Annotated in this window: 16 protein-coding genes; 7 read left to right on the forward strand and 9 right to left on the reverse strand. The window is 62.1% G+C overall.

Annotation, left to right across the window (positions count from 1 at the left end; translation table 11 throughout):
- Window positions 1-18: 18 nt before the first annotated feature.
- Both ACI5GA_RS25920 and ACI5GA_RS25925 read left to right on the forward strand, forming a co-directional pair.
- The gene (locus tag ACI5GA_RS25920; RefSeq protein ID WP_404633454.1) at window positions 19-690 is read left to right on the forward strand and encodes a DUF1326 domain-containing protein; all 672 of its coding nucleotides are present in this window, start codon (window positions 19-21) and stop codon (window positions 688-690) included.
- On the forward strand, window positions 687-1,508 hold the full coding sequence (locus ACI5GA_RS25925) for a DUF2182 domain-containing protein (RefSeq protein WP_421424829.1): 822 nt from the start codon (window positions 687-689) through the stop codon (window positions 1,506-1,508). Before ACI5GA_RS25920 ends, ACI5GA_RS25925 begins: the two co-directional genes overlap by 4 nt.
- A gap of 7 nt (window positions 1,509-1,515) precedes the next feature.
- Here ACI5GA_RS25925 and ACI5GA_RS25930 read toward each other — a convergent pair whose 3' ends face one another.
- On the reverse strand, window positions 1,516-2,157 hold the full coding sequence (locus ACI5GA_RS25930) for an HD domain-containing protein (RefSeq protein WP_421424830.1): 642 nt from the start codon (window positions 2,155-2,157) through the stop codon (window positions 1,516-1,518).
- 118 nt (window positions 2,158-2,275) lie between these two features.
- On the opposite strand from ACI5GA_RS25930, the gene ACI5GA_RS25935 reads away from it, so the two are divergent.
- Entirely contained in the window at window positions 2,276-3,316 is a 1,041-nt protein-coding gene (locus ACI5GA_RS25935) for a GlxA family transcriptional regulator (protein WP_421424831.1), read from the forward strand.
- 91 nt (window positions 3,317-3,407) lie between these two features.
- Here the strand turns inward: ACI5GA_RS25935 and ACI5GA_RS25940 are convergent, their stop codons facing one another.
- The 6 genes from ACI5GA_RS25940 to ACI5GA_RS25965 all read right to left on the reverse strand — a co-directional run bounded on the left by ACI5GA_RS25940 (window position 3,408) and on the right by ACI5GA_RS25965 (window position 10,912).
- Complete coding sequence (locus ACI5GA_RS25940; RefSeq protein WP_421424832.1) at window positions 3,408-4,178, reverse strand: class I SAM-dependent methyltransferase; 771 nt, start codon at window positions 4,176-4,178, stop codon at window positions 3,408-3,410.
- 275 nt (window positions 4,179-4,453) lie between these two features.
- A complete protein-coding gene (locus ACI5GA_RS25945; protein ID WP_421424833.1) occupies window positions 4,454-5,344 on the reverse strand; it encodes a phosphate/phosphite/phosphonate ABC transporter substrate-binding protein in 891 nt (296 codons plus the stop codon).
- Window positions 5,332-7,674 carry a putative bifunctional diguanylate cyclase/phosphodiesterase gene (locus tag ACI5GA_RS25950; protein WP_421424834.1) on the reverse strand — a complete coding sequence of 781 codons (2,343 nt, stop codon included), beginning with the start codon at window positions 7,672-7,674 and terminating at the stop codon, window positions 5,332-5,334. Before ACI5GA_RS25950 ends, ACI5GA_RS25945 begins: the two co-directional genes overlap by 13 nt.
- An 80-nt stretch (window positions 7,675-7,754) precedes the next feature.
- The gene (locus ACI5GA_RS25955; protein ID WP_404633468.1) at window positions 7,755-8,549 is read right to left on the reverse strand and encodes an ABC transporter permease; all 795 of its coding nucleotides are present in this window, start codon (window positions 8,547-8,549) and stop codon (window positions 7,755-7,757) included.
- On the reverse strand, window positions 8,546-9,241 hold the full coding sequence (locus tag ACI5GA_RS25960) for an ABC transporter ATP-binding protein (protein WP_421424835.1): 696 nt from the start codon (window positions 9,239-9,241) through the stop codon (window positions 8,546-8,548). Before ACI5GA_RS25960 ends, ACI5GA_RS25955 begins: the two co-directional genes overlap by 4 nt.
- Window positions 9,242-9,421: 180 nt before the next feature.
- Window positions 9,422-10,912: an MmgE/PrpD family protein gene (locus tag ACI5GA_RS25965; protein ID WP_421424837.1), complete on the reverse strand. Its 1,491-nt coding sequence runs from the start codon at window positions 10,910-10,912 to the stop codon at window positions 9,422-9,424.
- A 112-nt stretch (window positions 10,913-11,024) separates the two neighbouring features.
- Between ACI5GA_RS25965 and ACI5GA_RS25970 the strand changes: the two genes are divergently transcribed.
- Window positions 11,025-11,924, forward strand: coding sequence for a LysR family transcriptional regulator (locus tag ACI5GA_RS25970; RefSeq protein ID WP_404633474.1), 900 nt, complete (start codon window positions 11,025-11,027; stop codon window positions 11,922-11,924).
- A gap of 304 nt (window positions 11,925-12,228) precedes the next feature.
- Here the strand turns inward: ACI5GA_RS25970 and ACI5GA_RS25975 are convergent, their stop codons facing one another.
- On the reverse strand, window positions 12,229-13,134 hold the full coding sequence (locus tag ACI5GA_RS25975) for a LysR family transcriptional regulator (protein ID WP_421424840.1): 906 nt from the start codon (window positions 13,132-13,134) through the stop codon (window positions 12,229-12,231).
- 116 nt (window positions 13,135-13,250) lie between these two features.
- On the opposite strand from ACI5GA_RS25975, the gene ACI5GA_RS25980 reads away from it, so the two are divergent.
- The gene (locus ACI5GA_RS25980; protein WP_421424843.1) at window positions 13,251-14,114 is read left to right on the forward strand and encodes an aldo/keto reductase family oxidoreductase; all 864 of its coding nucleotides are present in this window, start codon (window positions 13,251-13,253) and stop codon (window positions 14,112-14,114) included.
- 136 nt (window positions 14,115-14,250) lie between these two features.
- Here ACI5GA_RS25980 and ACI5GA_RS25985 read toward each other — a convergent pair whose 3' ends face one another.
- Window positions 14,251-15,954, reverse strand: coding sequence for an amidase (locus ACI5GA_RS25985; protein WP_404633480.1), 1,704 nt, complete (start codon window positions 15,952-15,954; stop codon window positions 14,251-14,253).
- A 226-nt stretch (window positions 15,955-16,180) separates the two neighbouring features.
- Between ACI5GA_RS25985 and ACI5GA_RS25990 the strand changes: the two genes are divergently transcribed.
- Both ACI5GA_RS25990 and ACI5GA_RS25995 read left to right on the forward strand, forming a co-directional pair.
- Entirely contained in the window at window positions 16,181-17,419 is a 1,239-nt protein-coding gene (locus tag ACI5GA_RS25990; RefSeq protein ID WP_421424844.1) for a SpoIIE family protein phosphatase, read from the forward strand.
- 2 nt (window positions 17,420-17,421) lie between these two features.
- On the forward strand, window positions 17,422-17,991 hold the full coding sequence (locus ACI5GA_RS25995) for a SiaB family protein kinase (protein ID WP_421424847.1): 570 nt from the start codon (window positions 17,422-17,424) through the stop codon (window positions 17,989-17,991).
- The last annotated feature ends 10 nt before the right edge of the window (window positions 17,992-18,001 follow it).

Genomic DNA, 18,001 nt, shown 5'->3' on the forward strand with positions numbered 1-18,001 from the left:
CCATCAAAGGAGCAAGCGATGAGTGATTCCGTACCCCAAAAGGCTTCGATTCCCCCTTGGCGCATTGCAGGCGAATGGCTCGACGTGTGTTCCTGCAACTCGCCATGCCCCTGCACCTACGCGCAACCGCCCACCGGCAACCACTGTGAAGTGCTGTGGGCCTACCGGATCAACGAGGGGCATTTTGGCGAGACGCCGATGGCGGGCCTGAAAGTGGTACTCCTGGCCAACTTCACCGGCAACTTGTGGGACGGCGCGTGGCTCGACTGCGGGTTTTTCTTCGACGCGACAGGCGATGAAGCGCAGCGCGCAGCGATGGTGGCGATTTTCACCGGGCAGGTCGGCGGCTGGATGACCCAGTTCGTGCCGACCCACGTGCGCGACGTTCGCGGCGTGGAATTCGCCGACATCTCGGTGGACATCGAAAGTACCCTCGAGCACTGGCGCGTGACCGTGGAAGACAAAGTCGAGGCCAGCGGCAAGGCCATGAGCGGGCCGACCTCCGACCCGAGCAAGCGCCTGCAAAGCTACAACCCGCCGGGCAGTGAAGTGGGGCCGACCTCGGCGCCGGTCACCTGGGGTAAAAGCGTGGCCGGGCGCTGGAAGGCCTTCGGCTTCGATCAGAACATTCCGGCCGGGCAGGCCAGCAAGCACATTCCGTTCGACTGGCAGGGGCCGGACGCGCCATGATCAGGACCTTCGTTTCTGCATCGCGCTCGCTGCTTGGCGCGCGTCCTTCGGTCTCGGGCTGGAGCATGATCATCGTGGCGCTGAGCATTGCCGCGTGGCTCGGCACCCTGATGTTCATGGGCGGCATGGATGAGGGGCCGGGTACGCCGCTGCACCGGCTGCCGGTGTTTCTCGTCGGTTGGGTGGTGATGCTCACGGCCATGATGCTGCCTTCGGAACTCAACTACATCGGTGCCCTCGTGGGGATGTTGCGCGGGCGCGGTGTGGCGCCTGCGATCCGCGTAAGGCGCGTGCTCGGCTTCATCGGCGGTTACGGCATGGCGTGGCTGGTTTACGGGCTGATCGCGTTCACGCTGGATGGGCTGGTGCGGTTCGTCAATCCTGACGTCATTCATTGGAATCGCGCAGGTCCATGGCTGGCCGGTGCGGTGCTGATACTGGCGGGGATGTATCAACTGTCAACGCTCAAACACGCATGCCTCAAGGGCTGTCGATCACCGTTTTCCTTCTTTCAACTGCACTGGCGGGCAGGGAATGGTGGAGCCGTGACCATGGGTTTTCGCCATGGCCTGGTGTGCGTCGGTTGTTGCTGGGCGCTGATGGCAGTCATGTTCGCCGTGGGAGTCATGAGCCTGACGTGGATGGCCCTGTTGACGCTGTTCATGTTTGCCGAAAAGGTCCTGCCCAATGGTCGCAGGCTGGCCATGCCGATTGCGGCTTTTTTGCTGATCATGGGCGGCTGGATCGCAGTGTCGCCGGACACCGCGCCACTGCTTCAGGACCCCCTGATGTTCGAAGGGTATTGCCGCAATTTTTGATCTCCACTCAGCTGTCGAACGGCGCGTTGTCGATCAGGTCGCAGACGTTCGGGCAGTCGAAACCGTGAATGTGGCGGCGCCCGACGTCAGCCAGCCCCGTGCCGATGGCGGTGTGGGGCTTTTTGCGTGCGACTTCGGCGACGGCGGCTGTGAATGCCGCTTTCATGCCCAGACGCGGGTACAGCGCCAAGGTGTCATCGATCAACGACGGGGTAATTTCCTCGATGAACAGACCCATCACGTCAACGTGAGCGCCCATGAAAATCAGCGCGATTTCCGGCTGTTTGCGCTCGGCGATCCCGGCGCTGGAGTGCAGGGCGATGGCGTCCCAGACCAATTGTGCCTTGGCGTCCGCGTAGCCGTTGTCCAGGAGGAACCGGCTGGCGGCATCGGCGCCGTCGACCTCGAAACGCTGATCGGCGGCGAACTCGGGCGTCAGTCCCAGATCGTGCATCAAGGCCGCCAGATAGACGACTTCCCGGTCGTATTTCAGGCCACGCTTCTGGCCCAGAAAGTCCGCGAACCACCAGCTACGATGAACGTGGTTGAGCATGGCTTTGGAATGGACGCGCGCGACCAGCGATGTTGCCTTGCGGGTCAGCGCCGAGTCGGGGGCGATGATGCCGCCGATGGAAACGGGAGTGTTCATGTGTGCTTACCTGAGAAGAGTGGATCTACCCCTAATCTAAGGATTCAACGCTGTCGGAATTGACCATTTTCAGTTGATTCGTGACAAGATGCCGCGTTGCCAAACGCCGGAGCCCAACGTGAAAAAACACAACGACACTCGACCGCGCCTTGTCTCACGGCTACAGAAACGGGTGGTGATTCTGGGGCTGGCCCCGGTGAGTGCGCTGGACGTGATCGGTCCGGCCGAGGTGTTCACCTACGCCAACCGGCTGTGCATGGGCGATACGCCGCCGTATCGACTGGAGCTGATTTCGTCGACCGATGACGTGCACCTGCGCAGTGAAACCGGCATCGGCCTGATGGCCCACAAGACGCTGGCTCAGGAGCGTCTGGACAGCCCGCCCATCGACACCCTGATCGTGGCCTCGGGGGCCAGGTCCGTGTTGGCGCTGGACCGGGAGGCCATTGCCTGGGTCGGTACGCGGGTCGAGGGCGTGCGGCGTGTCTGTTCGATCTGCGTCGCCGCATTCGCACTGGCTGCAACCGGCGTGCTGGACGGGCGGCGCGCGACCACGCACTGGGCCAAAGCCCATGAACTGGCGCAGCAGTACCCCAAGGTGAACGTCGACGCCAATCCGATCTGGATCAAGGATGGCAACGTCTACACCTCGGCGGGGATCTCGGCGGGGATCGATCTGGCCCTGGCGCTGGTCAGCGAGGACTTGGGCGACGACATTGCCATGGAGATCGCGAAGAACCTGGTGTTGTTTCTGCGGCGTCCGGGCGGCCAGGCGCAGTTCAGCGTGACTCTGCAATCCCAGCGCGCTGCCGGGTCGGGGCTGGAAGACCTGTGCGTGTGGATCAGCGAGCACCTGCACCGCGAATTGACCGTTGAAATGCTGGCCGATCGCATGGCCACCAGCGTGCGTACGCTGATCCGCCTGTTCCAGAAAGAGTTGCAGACCACCCCGGCCAAATATGTCGAAGACGTGCGGCTGGAGGCGGCCTGTCGTGCGTTCGAAATGGGCGGGCGCTCCATGGAGGAAATCGCCCGCCGCTGCGGTTACAACAGCATCGACGTGTTGCGCAAAGCCTTCGTTCGGCGCCTTGGCGTCACACCTCGGGAGTACGCGCAACGTTTCGCCCCGCAAAGTCCGGCGGTTCGGACCTACGGTTGAGACGTCACACGCTTACGATGTCGAGGGCCGCCCACGGTCGGTCGCCGGTTAAGACCTTACTGCGAATGATCTTCACGGCGTGTACCTGGGTTCAATCCAGCCGACGGCACAGGTAGGCTTGGGTCTGGTAGGGGAAATCAACCGTCTCGTGACCGCGCAGCGCCGGGTGGGTCTGGATCAGTTCCCGCAGTTGCCGGGTGACGTCGGCTTTCTCGGCGTCGGGCAGTGCGGCGATGAAACTCACTGACAGAAAGCGATTCATGATCACCGTTTCTGGCGATCCGCTGTGGCTGTAGCGGAAGCAGGTCAGTTCGGGTTGCGCGAAGTAAAGGCCGTTGAACGGGCGGCGCCACTCGCCGGTGTGAAAGCGCGGCGTGTCGCCCTCGTAAGGTGTGATGATGCGAGTGATTTCGGCCACCCAGTCTACCGACTCGTCACGCACGTTCCAGACCAGCCCCAGACGTCCACCGGGCTTTAGCACCCGATGGATTTCGGCCAGTGCCTGTTCGTTGGCAAACCAGTGAAAGGCCTGGGCGCAAAGCAACACATCGGTGCTGCGATCGGCCAGGGGCAATGCTTCGGCGGTGCCGCCGACAATCGGGGTGTGCGGTAAGCCTTTGGCGAATTCCTGACGCATTGGCTCGACGGGTTCCACGGCCTTCAGGTGATCGGTTAGTGGCACCAGCAAGCGGGTGAACTTGCCCGTGCCAGCGCCAAGGTCAACCACCGACGATTGCTCATCGATATTCAGCGTGTGCCTGAGCCAGTGGCTTAACTCATCGGGATAGTCTGGCCGCCCTTGGGTGTAGGTGCCAGCTTGCGTCGAAAATCCCACCTGCGCTGCTTTATGGACGACAGACATGATCGGCAATCTCCTTCATGGAAAGGGGGGCGGGGGCAGTATGGGCCAATCGGGGTTATAGATCAGCGTTGATGGCGGTTTCTGACGCAATCTTCATTGGGATGCTGCTTCTTGAATTCGTCTGCAGTGACAGCGCAGTGTTTGGGCCGGACGCGGTCTTTGAGGGAGATTTCATGTTGTCTGGTCAACCGCCTTCGCCAGCAAGCCGGCTCCCACACATATCACGCCGAATCCAGATCTCGTTTTCGACGCTGAACCTCTGGGCCCTGACCCCATCACTGCACGCCAGGCAGGCCCTGCATCATGCGCAGCAACGAGGCGTATTCGGCATGACTGACCGGCACGATGCCGGACGCTTTCTGCGAATCGAGAAAGGTCGCCAGCCCTTGCTGGTCATTGAGCATCGCCGCGCGCACTTTGGCTTTCAGACGTGAACATAACGTGCCGCTGAATACGAAGGGATCGTAATAAATCGGCTCCGAGCGCCAGAGGATCTTGAAGGTGTCGCGCTGGATCAGGCCGTTGGTCAGGTACTCGTCAGCCCGCACGCTGGAAACGAACGCAGCGTCGGCCTTGCGGTTGATCAGCGCGTCGAGGGATTTGTCGTGAGAACCCGAGTAGGCAATCGCCGCGAAGAACTGCGCGAGGGGCATGCCCACTTCTTCGGAAAATTCAGCATTGGGAATCACGCTGCCGGACGTGCTGGCCGGGTCGGTGAGGATCACCCGTTTGCCGCGCAAATCCTTGAGGTTGCTGGCGACCTCGGGGCGCGCCAATAGCAACGCCTGATAATGATGCCCAGCGGGGGTGAAGAAGCTGTGGGCGATGGTCAGGCTGGCGAACGGCTCGATGCGCGGGTCGCGCTGATACGCCAGCATGTAGGACGCAGGCCCCAGCCACGCAATGTCCACGCCGCCGGAGACAATGGCGTCTACCACGCTTTCATAGGACGAGGAGGGCACCACTTCCACTGGCAGGCCCGTGGCAGCGCTCAAGCGGTCGAGCAAGGGTTTTTGCTCTTGAAGCAGCTCGTCCATGCTCTTTTTGGGAATGACCGCGATGCGCAGGCTTTGCTGGGCACATTGCGCCCGGGCGCTGTCAGCGAGGAAAACCGCCGTCAGCAGCAAACAGGCGAGTGCAGCGGTGAAGGTTCTTACTGCACGCATGTGTGTTCCGTGGCATCCATGTGGGCGGCTTCCATGAAGGGGGGATATTCGGCCAGTTGCTCCGGGGCCAGCGGGCGCGCGAAGTGATAGCCCTGTGCGACGTCGCAACCGGCAATTTTCAGGCACACCACCTGCTCGCGGGTCTCGACGCCTTCGGCCACAACCGTGAGGCCCAGGCGTTTGGCGAGGATGATGGTGGACGACACGATGGGGCTGTCGTCCGGGCTGTTGGACAGCGGCGCGATCAGGGTTCGGTCGATCTTCAGTTTGGTCAGCGGCAGCGATTGCAAATGGGCAAAGCCGGCGTAGCCCTTGCCGAAGTCATCGAGGCTGATGTTCAGCCCGGCATCACGCAGGCGTTGCAATTGCTCGATGGCGCGACCCTCTTCATCGAGCAGCGTCGTCTCGGTGATCTCCAGCTCCAGCCAGTGCGGTTCGAGGTTGTGTCGAAAGAGTTTTCGCAGGACCCGATCGCTGAAGTCCGCCTGATGCAACTGAATCGCCGAGACGTTGACCGCCAGCCGCAATTCGCGCCCCTCGGCGTGCCAGCAGGCGAGGGTTTCGCAGGCCAGCCGCAGGACTTCCCAGCCCAGTTCGATGATGAAGCCGCTGCGCTCGGCCAGCGAAATGAAGCGGTCCGGGTACAACAGGCCGAACTCGGGATGTTCCCAGCGCACCAGCGCTTCGTAGCCGTCGACGACCATTGAGTCCAGCCGCACTTGTGGCTGGTAGTGGAGCACGAACTGGCGTTCGTTCAGGGCATTGCCGAATGCCTGCTCCAGAATGAATTCCTCGACGTCGGCCACGTTCAGCGAGGGGTCGAAGAAGCGGTATTGGCCCCGACCGGCGCGTTTGGCCGAGTACATCGCCGCGTCAGCGCTGCGGATGAGGTCTTCGACGTCCTGACCGTCACGAGGGCAGATGCTCACCCCCACGCTCGGGCTGGTGCTGACTTCGTGCTCGCCCAGCGAGTAGATCGCCGACAGTTTCTGCACCAGCGAACGGACCCAGGCGTCAATCTGGTCCTCGGTGCGTTCGCCCGCCAACAGCACGACGAACTCGTCACCGCCAAAGCGTGCGGCCTCGTCATCCGGCTCCAGCAAACGCTGAATACGCCCGGCCACGGCTTGTAACAGCATGTCGCCGACCTTGTGCCCGAGGGAATCGTTGATCGATTTGAAGCGGTCCATGTCGATGAACAGAATCGCCATCAATCGACGTTTGCCGCGCTGGGTGGACAGCGTGCTGGCCGCGACTTCGAGGAATTGGCGGCGGTTGTGCAGGCCGCTCAGGTGATCGGTGGCGGCGGCGTGGCTGCTGCGACGGTGTTCGTCCTCAAGGCGATCGATCAGTTCCTGATTGACCTGCTGCGCCTGCTCCAGCGCGTTGAAGGCTTCTTGACGCTTGCGCAACACGCGAAGGGTCCAGATCAGGCTGCCGAGGATCAGCAGCGTCATGCACAGGTTCAGCCAGAGCTGGCGCTCGTAGGTCAGACGTGACGAGGCGAGGATTTCATCATGGCTCTGACTCACCATCACACTGAATCCGCGCTGGGGCACGCGCAGGTACATGCTTTGGTACTGATGGGGGCCGCCGCGCTGGATCAATGTGCCGGTCAGCTCGCCATTGTCGGTCAGTTCCGGTGTCATTGGCACGCCCGACACCACGACGCCGCTGTTGCTGATGCGCAGGCGTTCGTGGCCGCTGCTGTCGATCAGGCGCATCAGGCCGCTCTGTCCCAGATCGATGTGCTCGAACAGCGCTGCGAGGTAGCCCACGTCCAGTTGCACCACCAGAATGCTGTCCATCTTGCCGGTGGACGAATCGACCAGTGGCAATAGAAACGGCAGGCGCCAACTGGGCAGCGAGGCGTTGAGCTGCGAGGCCAGCGCGTTGGGCAGCAGCGGTTTGAAACCGTACTGTTCGGCGTGTTGTTGCAGTTGCGCCAGCCACTCGGGCGGCAATTGGCGGGGCTCGTCGAAGTGGCTGGCGGAGAGCAGGGTGCCGTCGCTGCCGTACAGGCTCATGCGCTTGAACACCGGGTCTTCGGCGAGCATGCGCACCACCCCGCGATGGCGCTGGCCGAGGTCGTCCATGTCGCCACGGGTGACCCGACCGATGGCCTGTGCGCGGTCGACCAGTTGGCGCAGGTTTTCTGCCGCGATGGTCGCCAGGTTCAGGTGTTCAGCGGATTTGGCCGCCAGCGCTTCGTGATTCGACGTGGCTTTCTGCTGGGCGTACAGCGCCCAGAGAAACATCAGCGTCGCCGCACACAGCGTCATCAGCAGCCATTGAAGGAAACTCAGGGAGGAGAACGATCGGCGGATCACTGCGTGAAGCTCCTGCCGCGAAGTGATGGCAGAATAATACTGGTTTGTGACAGACGCGTGACCAGCCGGTCGCCGGATTTTCAGTGGCGCATCACCAACCGATGGCTCATGAAGCGATGATCCGCCGAGAACAGCCGCCGAAACGTCAGCAATACCGCGCACACCGTGCCCAGCGCCGAACCGGCAGCGATCAGGAACATGATCACGATCTGGTAGCGCACCGCGTCCACCGGGTTTTCCCCGGCCAGCACCTGACCGGTCATCATGCCTGGCAGGCTGACGATGCCGACCACGGTCATCTGGTTCAGGGTCGGCATCATGCCCGCGCGCACGGCCTGTCGTGCGGCACCTTGAGCGGCTTCCCAGCGAGTGCCGCCTAACGCCAGAACCATCTCGATGGTATTGCGCCCCGATACCAGTTCCTGGGTCATGCGCTCGATGCCCAATGACACGGCCGTCAGCGTATTGCCCAGAATCATCCCGAGAATCGGAATCGCGTATTGCGGCTCATACCACGGGCGAATGCGGATGATCACGAACAGCCCGATGGCCGCCACCAGCCATGAACTGCTCCACACCGCCGCGATGCTGTCGACCAGTTGGCCGGTGTAGGTGCGCTTGCCTCGACCCGCTGCCGAAGCCCCGGCAATCAACGTCATCAGGCACATCAGCGGCAGCACGATGTACCACTGAGCGTTAGCGAACACCCAGCCGAGCAGATACCCGATGGCCAGCAATTGCACCACGGTACGCATGGCCGCCAAGAGTAACTGGCGCCCAAGACCGAGTTTGAGCAGCAGTGAGAGGGCGCCGTTGATCAGGATCAGCGTGGCGGCGATGGCAAGGTCCAGGGACGTCAGGTTCTGATAGTTCATGCACTGGCTCCCTGAAGCACGCCCTTGTTCATCGTGAGGTGGCGGGTGCTTATGCGTCTGGCCTGTTCAGGGTCGTGGGACACCCAGACATAGGCCCGCGAGCCTGCCCCCGCGTTGAACCAGTGCAGTACCAGCGCTTCAACGGCTGCTGCCGATTGTGGATCGAGGGCGGACGTCGGTTCGTCGAACAGCATCACCTGAGGGGCCAGTTGCAGCGTGCGCACCAGCGCGACGATCTGCGATTCGCCGCCGGAAAGATCGGCCGCGGACTTGTTCAGGAACACCGGCTCCTTGCCCGCCTGGGCCAGTAGATCGCTGGCGTGCTGGCGATCGAAGGTTCGGCCCTTGAGGCTCTTCAGGCTGTAGGGGAATTGCAGGTTGTCCAGCACCGACCCCTCGATCAAGGCCGGACGCTGCGCGAGGTAACTCACGCAGGTGCGGTAGTGGGGAATGGCATCGTTGGTCAGCGTTTGCTGTTTCCAAAGCAGGTCGCCGCCGCTGGGGGCGTCGAGCAGCGAGAGGTTGCGCAGGAAGACACTCTTGCCGGAGCCGGATGAACCGGTGATCGCCACCTGATCGCCGGGCATCAATGTAAAGTCGGCGGGTTGCAATAGGAGAGTGCTGCCGCTGGGGTCCAGACGGCTCAAGTGCCTGACTTCAAGCAGGGCAGGGGTTGAAGTGCTCGACGACACGGGGCTTCCTTCTGGGCGGGGGCATTGAAACGTCGTGCATTATTGCCCGGCCCGGGTCGCAGAGACCATCATGGTGTTGAGTGCATGACTGATGATCGGTGCTTGTAGCAGTCCGGCTTGCCGGCGGTGGCGTTATTGAGGACGCCACCGCCGGCAAGCCGGACTGCTACAAAAGAGCTGCTAAACCACCGCCGCTTTGGCGATGTCTGCCGCGCTCGCCAGTTTTTCCACCGACCAGCAGGTCTCGATCAGTTTGCGCACTTTTGCATCCGGCAACACGCCCTTGGCCAGATCGGTGAACTTGGCTTCCAGTTGCTGATCGCTCATCGGCACTTCCAGGCTGCCAATGGCGTGCTCGATGAATTTATGCAGCGTGCGGCCATCCTTCAGGGTGATGGTCATGTCCACCTGCTCCGGCTTGATCGCCGGATCGATCGTGGCTGTGACCTTGTCGCGCAGGGCGATGACGTTCGGGTCGTTCACCGCGCGGTCGCTGTACTGCCGCTCGCCCGCCGCGCCTTCGATGATCGCCACGGCCACCGAGTGGTAGATGCTGAACTTGCCTTCCAGTCCGATCTTTGGCGTTTTCTTGCCGGTCAGCTCGATCACCAGCGGGTGCACTTTGAGGTCGACGCGGGCGATTTGATCGGCGGTGAGCTTGTTTTGATTGCGCAACTGGATCGCGGCGTCCAGCGCCGGATGAATCACGATGCCGCAGGCGAAGGGCTTGTAAGTGTTCAGCGCCGACTCATAGCGTTGACCGAGACCTTCGGTGATTTCGCGGTAGTCCTGTTTGGTGCTGATGGTGTTGGCCCAGCCACGCTTGGCCTCGATCATGCCGTTGGAACTGGTGTAGTTCTTCGCCGCCAGTAGCGCTGCGAACAGGCCATTGCTGGCGGCACGCCCCGGATTGAAGCTCTTGTTCATCGAACCGAACGATTCGCGCAAACCCACCGGCTGAGACGCCGCCAGTCCCAACGCCCAGACCATCTGCTGCTCGTTCAGGCCGAGAATCTTCCCGGTTGCCGCCGCCGCGCCGAACACCCCGGCAGTCCCGGTGATGTGCCAGCCAACATCGTAGTGATTGGGGTACACGGCGTTGCCGATCCGGCACTCGGTTTCCACGCCCAATACGACGGCATTGAGAAAATCCTTGCCCGACACCGGGTGGTATTCCGAGAGGGCGAGAATCGCCGACACCACCGGGCCTGCCGGGTGAATGATGGTTTTCAGGTGGGTGTCGTCGAAGTCGAAAATATGACTGGCCACGCCGTTGAGAAACGCCGCGTTCATGATGTCCAGACGCTCAGAACGGCCCAGCAGACCGGCTTGTGGCGGGCCGGAAAACGGCTTCAGCGCCGACAGGGCGCGCTCCACGGTTTCATGATGAGAACCGCCGACCGCCACGCCGACCCAGTTGAGCAGCGTGCGCGTGCCTTCCTTGCGCACGTTGGCGGGCAGGTCTTCATAACGGGCATTGACCAGGTAGTGCGCCAGCTTCCGGGTCACCGGTTCGGGGGCCGCGGCTGCGGGCTTCATGGCGTCTCCCTGAGGTGCGTTGTTGACGGGCTCGCCTTGCGCCAAGGCAGGAAAGGACAGGCCGGGCGCAGCAGCGGCGACCGAGGCGATGGCGCCTGCCTTGAGCAGTCCGCGGCGGTTGATCGTGGTCATGAGGGTGCGTTCCTTCTATTTATGATTGTCGGTTGCACGTGCCGAGGGGCACTCCTCGATCATGAAGCAGCGGTGGTAGCATTTGAATTGCAATAATCTGATGGATCTATGCATGCCAAACATGAATCTGGAAATGAGCGACCTGCGCGCCTTCGTGGCCGTGGCTGAGCGGGGCACCTTCAGCGCCGCAGCGCTGGACCTGCATCTGTCGCAACCGGCGTTGTCACGACGTATTGCCAAGCTGGAAGCGAAAATGGGCATGCGCCTGATCGAACGCACCACGCGGCGGGTCGACCTCACCGCCTTCGGACGCGAGTTCGCCCGCAAGGCGCGGGACATCCTCAACAACCTCGATGAGTCCCTGATCGGCCTTGGCGATGTCGCTGGACGTATGAGCGGTGAAGTCACGGTCGCCTGTGTACCCTCCGTGGTGCGCTACTTTCTGCCGCAGGTCCTGCGCACTTTTCACGGGCAATACCCGCGTATCGTCATTCGCATCCTCGATGAAGGCGCCAGTGACGTGCTGTCGAGCGTGGTGCGCAGCGAGGCGGATTTCGGCCTGAATTACATTGGCGTGCAGGAGGCCAATGTCGACTTTCAGCCTGTATTGAAAGAGGCATTCGTGGTTGCTTGCCGTCGGGATCACCCCTTGGCTTCACGCCAGCAGGTCAGTTGGAGCGAGTTGCAACAGTACGACTACATGAGCGTCGCGAAAGCCAGTGGCAACCGCTTGCTGTTGGACCTTGCCCTGGCAGAAAGCCCTGAACTGCCCCGTTCGTTCTGTGAAGTGCGCCACGTCATGAGCGTCGTCAGCCTGGTGGAAGCTGGCGTCGGCATCGCTGCCGTTCCACGTCTGGCCATGCCGGATGATGACCACCCGATTCTCGTCAGTGTCCCGTTGGTCGACCCGGTGGTCAGCCGCAGCGTGGGGCTGATTCGTCGTCGGGGGCGGGTGTTGTCAGCGGCGGCTCAGCAGCTTTACGAGATGATTGAGGCGCGGGGGCGGGGGTGACGGTGTCTTCCCGAGAGAGGCGATTGCGGTAGAGGGACCGGGTAATGACCCAGTCCAGCGCTCCCAGCAGCAGAAAGCCACTGGCCAGCACCACCTCGAAATGTGCGACTGGCGGAGAACTGAGTTGAGTAGATACCGGAGTTTCGCGCTGATCTTTGCTAATGCAGTTCTGGCTAACGCCAGACTTATTTTTCTTTCGGCCACTTACCTGGAATAGCCCTGCCGTCCGGCTTGATGGCGGTAGCGTCCGTGAGATCGCCGCCGCCAGCAAGCCGGACTGCTACAGAAGGGCGCGGCGACGGTACTAGCCGCTTTCCTGCTGCTTGATGAAATCCACAAACGCCCGCAACGGCGACGGCAAGTACCGTCGTCCTGAGTAGTAAAGGAACGGCCCGCTGAACGTCTGCCACCACGGCTCAAGCACCGGCTCCAGCGCGCCGCTGTCCAGGTGTGGGCGCAACCAGTCTTCGAACAGGTAAACCAGGCCAAGTCCGTCGATGGCGGCCTGTATGGCAAGGTCGACGCCGCCCGCGATGTTCACCAGCAGCGGGCCTGTGGGGTCGATGCTGATGACGTCTTCGCCCCTTTCGTATTCCCACAAGGGCACCCAGCCACTGGGAAATTTGCCTCGCAAGCAAGCGTGGTCGAGCAGGTCCCGAGGATGGTTCGGGCGGCCTCGGGCGTTGAGGTACGCCGGGGACGCGGCGGTGGCGAAGCGTTGAAAACGCGGGCCGATGGGTACGGCAATCATGTCCTGTTCGATGCGGTCGTCGTAGCGGATGCCCGCATCACACCCGGCGGCGAGCATATCGACGAAGCTTTCCTCGACGATGACTTCCATTCGGATGTCCGGGTGGGCCTGCAAAAAGGGGGTGATGATCGGGGGCAGCACCAGGCGCGCAGCGCTGGCGGGGACGTTGAGTTTCAAGGTGCCGGAAGGGCGGTCGCGGAAATCGTTGACCACGTCCAGCGCCGATTCGACTTCACCGAGGGCGGGCACGATGCGTTCCATCAAGCGCACTCCGGCTTCGGTCGGCACCACGCTGCGGGTGGTGCGATTGAGCAGTCGCACGCCAAGGCCCGCTTCGATGCGTCGCACGGCATCGCTCAGGCTGGAGGCCGATTTGCCAGTCAGACGCGCACCCTCACGGAAACCGCCTGCTTTGACCACGGCCACGAAGGCCATCAGGTCCTGAATATCCGCTGCCATGATTCTGCGCTCCGCATTGTTCGGTCAGCCGTACAACCTGTCCCGATTGCACCCGATTATCGCGCGACGGGTCAACGCCTATAGTGGCCGCACACCCGTTGAGAGAGGCAAACGACATGAGCGACGCCCGCAAAGCAGGCACTTTCCAGATCGGTGACCGGACCGTGAATCGCATGGGTTATGGCGCGATGCAACTGGCTGGCCCCGGCGTGTTCGGCCCGCCCAAGGACCCCAAAGCGGCTGTTGCCGTATTGCGCGAAGCGGTGGCGCTGGGGGTGAACCACATCGACACTTCGGACTTTTATGGCCCTCACGTTACCAACCGGTTGATCCGCGAGGCACTGCATCCGTACGCCGATGACCTGACGCTGGTCACCAAAGTTGGCGCGGTTCGGGGTGACGATGCTTCGTGGAACCCTGCGCAAAGCCCTGCCGAGCTGAAACAGGCGGTGTACGACAACCTGAGCAATCTGGGGCTGGACGTGCTGGACGTGGTGAATTTTCGGGTGTGGGGCAACCTGCATTCGCCAGGTGAGGAATCCATTGCAGAAGGCTTTACGGCGTTGGCCGAACTGCAACAGCAGGGCTTGATTCGTCATCTGGGTTTGAGCAATGTCACGGCCAGGCAGGTCAAGGAGGCGCAGGGTATTGCGCCGGTGGTCTGCGTGCAGAACCACTACAACTTGTCCCATCGCGCTGACGAGCAATTGATCGCCGAACTCGGCAAACAAGGCATCGCCTATACGCCGTTTTTTCCGCTGGGTGGTTTTTCACCGCTGCAATCGGACGTGCTGGCCAGCGTCGCGCAGCGCATGGGCGCCTCGCAACTGAACGTCGCGCTGGCGTGGCTGCTGCAAAGGGCGCCGAACATCTTGCTGATCCCGGGCACGTCATCAGTGGCGCATTTGCGGGAGAATCTCGGCGCGGCGGGGTTGAAGATCCCGGCCGATTTGTTGGCGGAGCTGGATGCGGTGGGGTGACAAGGCCTCGCAGAGCGCATCTATCTCGGAGTTGCACGAACATTGTGGGAGCCGGCTTGCTGGCGAATGCGGTGCATCAGTGGGCGTCAATCGGCACTGACCCAACGCCTTCGCCACCAAGGCGGCTCCCACAGGATTAGCTCAGCGCAGGTGTCCGTGGCGGGATCATGCGCTTGCTCCCCGTCGACTCAAACGCCGCCGCCAATTTCAACAACGCCGAATCATCATAAGCCCGCCCCGCAAACGTCAGCCCCACCGGCATGCCGATGTCCGGCATCACGCCCATCGGCACGGTCACGGTCGGTACACCGAGGTGGCGGATGGCGAGGTTGCCGTTGGCGACCCACACGCCATTGCTCCAGGCGATGTCTGCTGATTGAGGGTTGACGTCCGAATCGGCTGGTGCCACGTCCGCCACGGTCGGGAACAGCACGGCGTCCAGGCCCAGCCCGTCCATCCAGTCTTCCAGGTCCTGCTTGCGGGTCTTTTCCAGACCGCGCAGGCCGTCGGGCAGGGTGGAAATCTCGTTCCACGGTGTGATGCCACGCTCGGCCATGCGCACGTATTCGTCCATGCCAGCGGCCAGATCGCCCTCGCGGTTGGGCAAGGTGCCGGGGTCGTGGGGGAAGATTTTCGGCCCGTCGACGTCCACCAACCGGTTCAGCTTCGGATCACCGTTGGCACGCAGGAAATCATCGAAGGCCCAGGCACTCAGGTCCCACAATTCGTGGTGCAGGAATTCCTTGGAGACGATGCCGCGATTGAACACGGTCGGGGCGCCGGGACGATCGCCTTCGCAGTTGGAAACCAGCGGGAAATCCACCTCGATCACTTCTGCGCCTGCCGCCTCAAGCGCTTTACGTGCCTCTTGCCACAGACCGATCACCGAAGGACGGGTATTGATGCGTTGCCCGGTCGGGCCACCGATGCCCGGTGCTTCGCTGGTGCCTGCTTCTGCGTCAGCGTTGATGTACATGCGTGGGATGCCCAGACGTTTACCCGCCAGTGCATCCGACTTCACCAACAACTCGCTATAAGAAGCAGGGCGGACGGACGCAACGGGTGGAATCGGCACCCAAGGCTGCAAGCGCCACAGGTCGCCACGGGTGTCGGTGTCTTCGGCAACGACCACATCGAGCACTTCCAGCAGATCGGCCATGGTCCGGGCAAACGGCACGACCACGTCCATGGTCGGCGTCAGCGGCCAGTTGCCGCGCACCGAAATGACCCCGCGCGACGGGGTGTAGGCGCACAGGCCGTTGTTCGACGCCGGGCCACGTCCGCTGGACCAGGTTTCCTCGGCCAGACCGAACGCCGCGAAGCTGGCCGCTGTCGCAGTGCCCGCGCCATTGGACGAGCCAGAGGCGAACGGTGCAGTGAGGTAATCGGCGTTGTACGGGCTTTCCGCACGGCCATAAACGCCGCGCTGCATCCCGCCATTGGCCATCGGCGGCATGTTGGTCTTGCCCAGACAGATCGCCCCGGCAGCGCGCAGGCGCTCGATGGTGAAAGCGTCGCGATAGGCGATCAGATCGGCGAAGGCCGGGCTGCCAGACGCGGCGGTCAGGCCCTTGACCAGATAACTGTCTTTGGCGGTGTAGGGGATGCCATCCAGTGGGCCAAGGGTTTGACCGGCTGCGCGACGAGCATCAGCGGCTTGCGCCTCTTGCAATGCCTCGGGGTTACGTACGACCACGGCGTTGAGTCGGGTGTCGGTGTCCGGGCCGTCGTACGCGTCGATACGGGCCAGATAGGCCTGAACCAGCTCGACCGAGGTGGTCTGGCCGGACGTCAGCGCCGCGCGCAGGTCGGCAATGGAAACTTCGGTGACTTCGATCATGCTGCCACCGCTGCGAGGGGAGTCTTGAATAGGCTGTTCATGGTGCTTTCCGTTTCATGGCGTGCGCTTCGTCAAATGGAAGCAGCAGGCTGTACGTGTAATCCGCGAACGGTATTTAACACCAAGTCACGCGCCGGAGGCAGAGGCGGTTTTTTGTGCTGTCTGTAACATCATTTTAACATCACGCTGCTACGGTGCTCGCTTTGGTCTGGCGTGGTAGCGCGGCATGCAGGCAGAACATTTCACTTTTTCGCGGCCAAAGCTGCCCCGGGATCATCGCTGTGCCGGTGATCTATGCAACGAAGTACCCGGCATCGAGTCGGACAGCTCCAACCATCGCGTCATGGAAATCTTCAGCGCCCATCGCGAGCGTGCGTGTCTGGCGGTACTGGAAGGCGACCGGCCGATCGGCCTGATCAACCGCAACATCTTCCTGTCGCAGATGAGCAAACCTTTTCATCGCGAGCTGTACGACAAGAAAAGCTGCATCGCCTTCATGGACAAGGAGCCGTTGATCGTCGATGCGCAGATGAGCATCGAAGAGCTGACCTTCAAGACCGTGGAGTTCGGTGAGAAGGCGTTGGCCGACGGCTTCATCGTCACCCGCAACGGGCGCTTTGCCGGGCTGGGCAACGGCCTGGAACTGATGGCGGTGGTGGCGGCGATGCAGGCCGAGAAGAACCGCCAGATGATGCAGAGCATCGAGTACGCCAGCGTGATTCAGCGCGCCATGTTGCGGGCGTCCCGCGAGGCGCTGACCTCGACGCTGAGTGATGCCTCGCTGTTGTGGGAACCACGGGACGTGGTGGGCGGTGACTTTTACCATTTCAGCGCGTACCCCGAAGGCTGGTTCGGTGCTATCGCCGACTGCACCGGCCACGGTGTGCCGGGGGCGTTCATGACGCTGATCGCTTCGTCTTCATTGACCCAGGCCCTGAGCCTGATCGGCCCACAAGACCCGGCTCGGTTGCTATCGGCAGTCAACCGTAGCGTCAAGGAGCAACTGGGGCAGGTCGACGGTGGGGACGGCACGCCGGAGTCCGATGACGGACTGGACGCTGCCTTTTTCTGGTTCGACAACGCCACCCGTACCCTCAGCTACGCCGGGGCTCATATGGCCCTGCACGTTCTGCATCCCGACGCCCAGCAGCTCGAAACCCTGCCCGGCCAGCGCATGGGCGTGGGGTACGTCGGCAGCGATTTCGATTACCAGTGGTCGGTCAGCACCGTGCAGATGCAGCCGGGCAGTCTGATGTTCGTGGCCACCGACGGCCTGATCGATCAGATCGGCGGACCGAAACGCATCGCCTTCGGCAAGCGCAAGGCGTTCGACGCGTTGCTTGAACACCGCCATCAGCCGTCGACCGCGATCTGCGAAGCCATGCGTCAGGCGTTGGCCGTGTGGCAGGCCGAGCAGAGCCGTCGTGATGATTTGACCCTCTTTTGTGCCCGGCTTCAGGAATGACCATGTTTAATTCAGCCACCGCTCAGCAGGACTGCACGTTTTTCGATCTGGCCCAACAGCGCAACGTGATTTTCTATCACATGGGCTATTTCTCCCATCACATCGTCTCGGCGATGGCCGAGGTGGTGAAGCTGCAACTGGAAATCTCCGGGGTCAGCGGTCCGACCCGACGCAAGCTGTTCTCCTCGTTCGTCGAGCTGTCGCAGAACATCATCCATTATTCCTCCGATGCCTTGAGTGGCACCCAGGCTGAAGAGTCCGGGCTGCGCCAGGGCGCGGTGTGCATCAGCACCGACGGCGAACGTCATTTGATGCTGTGCGCCAACCCGATTGCCACCGCCGACATCGAACGCCTGCGAGAAAAGCTCGAACCGCTGCGCAACATGACCATTGAAGAAATCAAACAGGCGTACAAAGTCACCCTGCGCGCCGAAACACTTGAAGACAGCAAGGGCGCAGGCCTCGGTTTCCTGACCATGGCCCGCGATGCCAGTGCGCCGCTGGAATTCGATTTCCATCCGCGCGCCGATGACCCCGACACCACGCTGTTTTGCCTTAAAGCCACTATCTGAATTGAGCGAT

The organism is Pseudomonas sp. Pseu.R1 (genome assembly GCF_045764065.1).
Lineage (GTDB): Bacteria > Pseudomonadota > Gammaproteobacteria > Pseudomonadales > Pseudomonadaceae > Aquipseudomonas.

Excerpts from the sequence above, each read along its gene's own strand:
- ACI5GA_RS25975 (WP_421424840.1), bottom strand. The coding sequence starts at position 13,134 with ATGGCAGCGGATATTCAGGACCTGATGGCCTTCGTGGCCGTGGTCAAA.
- ACI5GA_RS25990 (WP_421424844.1), top strand. The coding sequence starts at position 16,181 with ATGCAGGCAGAACATTTCACTTTTTCGCGGCCAAAGCTGCCCCGGGAT.
- ACI5GA_RS25920 (WP_404633454.1), top strand. The coding sequence starts at position 19 with ATGAGTGATTCCGTACCCCAAAAGGCTTCGATTCCCCCTTGGCGCATT.
- ACI5GA_RS25955 (WP_404633468.1), bottom strand. The coding sequence starts at position 8,549 with ATGAACTATCAGAACCTGACGTCCCTGGACCTTGCCATCGCCGCCACG.
- ACI5GA_RS25970 (WP_404633474.1), top strand. The coding sequence starts at position 11,025 with ATGCCAAACATGAATCTGGAAATGAGCGACCTGCGCGCCTTCGTGGCC.
- ACI5GA_RS25965 (WP_421424837.1), bottom strand. The coding sequence starts at position 10,912 with ATGACCACGATCAACCGCCGCGGACTGCTCAAGGCAGGCGCCATCGCC.
- ACI5GA_RS25980 (WP_421424843.1), top strand. The coding sequence starts at position 13,251 with ATGAGCGACGCCCGCAAAGCAGGCACTTTCCAGATCGGTGACCGGACC.
- ACI5GA_RS25945 (WP_421424833.1), bottom strand. The coding sequence starts at position 5,344 with ATGCGTGCAGTAAGAACCTTCACCGCTGCACTCGCCTGTTTGCTGCTG.
- ACI5GA_RS25985 (WP_404633480.1), bottom strand. The coding sequence starts at position 15,954 with ATGATCGAAGTCACCGAAGTTTCCATTGCCGACCTGCGCGCGGCGCTG.
- ACI5GA_RS25995 (WP_421424847.1), top strand. The coding sequence starts at position 17,422 with ATGTTTAATTCAGCCACCGCTCAGCAGGACTGCACGTTTTTCGATCTG.
- ACI5GA_RS25930 (WP_421424830.1), bottom strand. The coding sequence starts at position 2,157 with ATGAACACTCCCGTTTCCATCGGCGGCATCATCGCCCCCGACTCGGCG.
- ACI5GA_RS25925 (WP_421424829.1), top strand. The coding sequence starts at position 687 with ATGATCAGGACCTTCGTTTCTGCATCGCGCTCGCTGCTTGGCGCGCGT.
- ACI5GA_RS25940 (WP_421424832.1), bottom strand. The coding sequence starts at position 4,178 with ATGTCTGTCGTCCATAAAGCAGCGCAGGTGGGATTTTCGACGCAAGCT.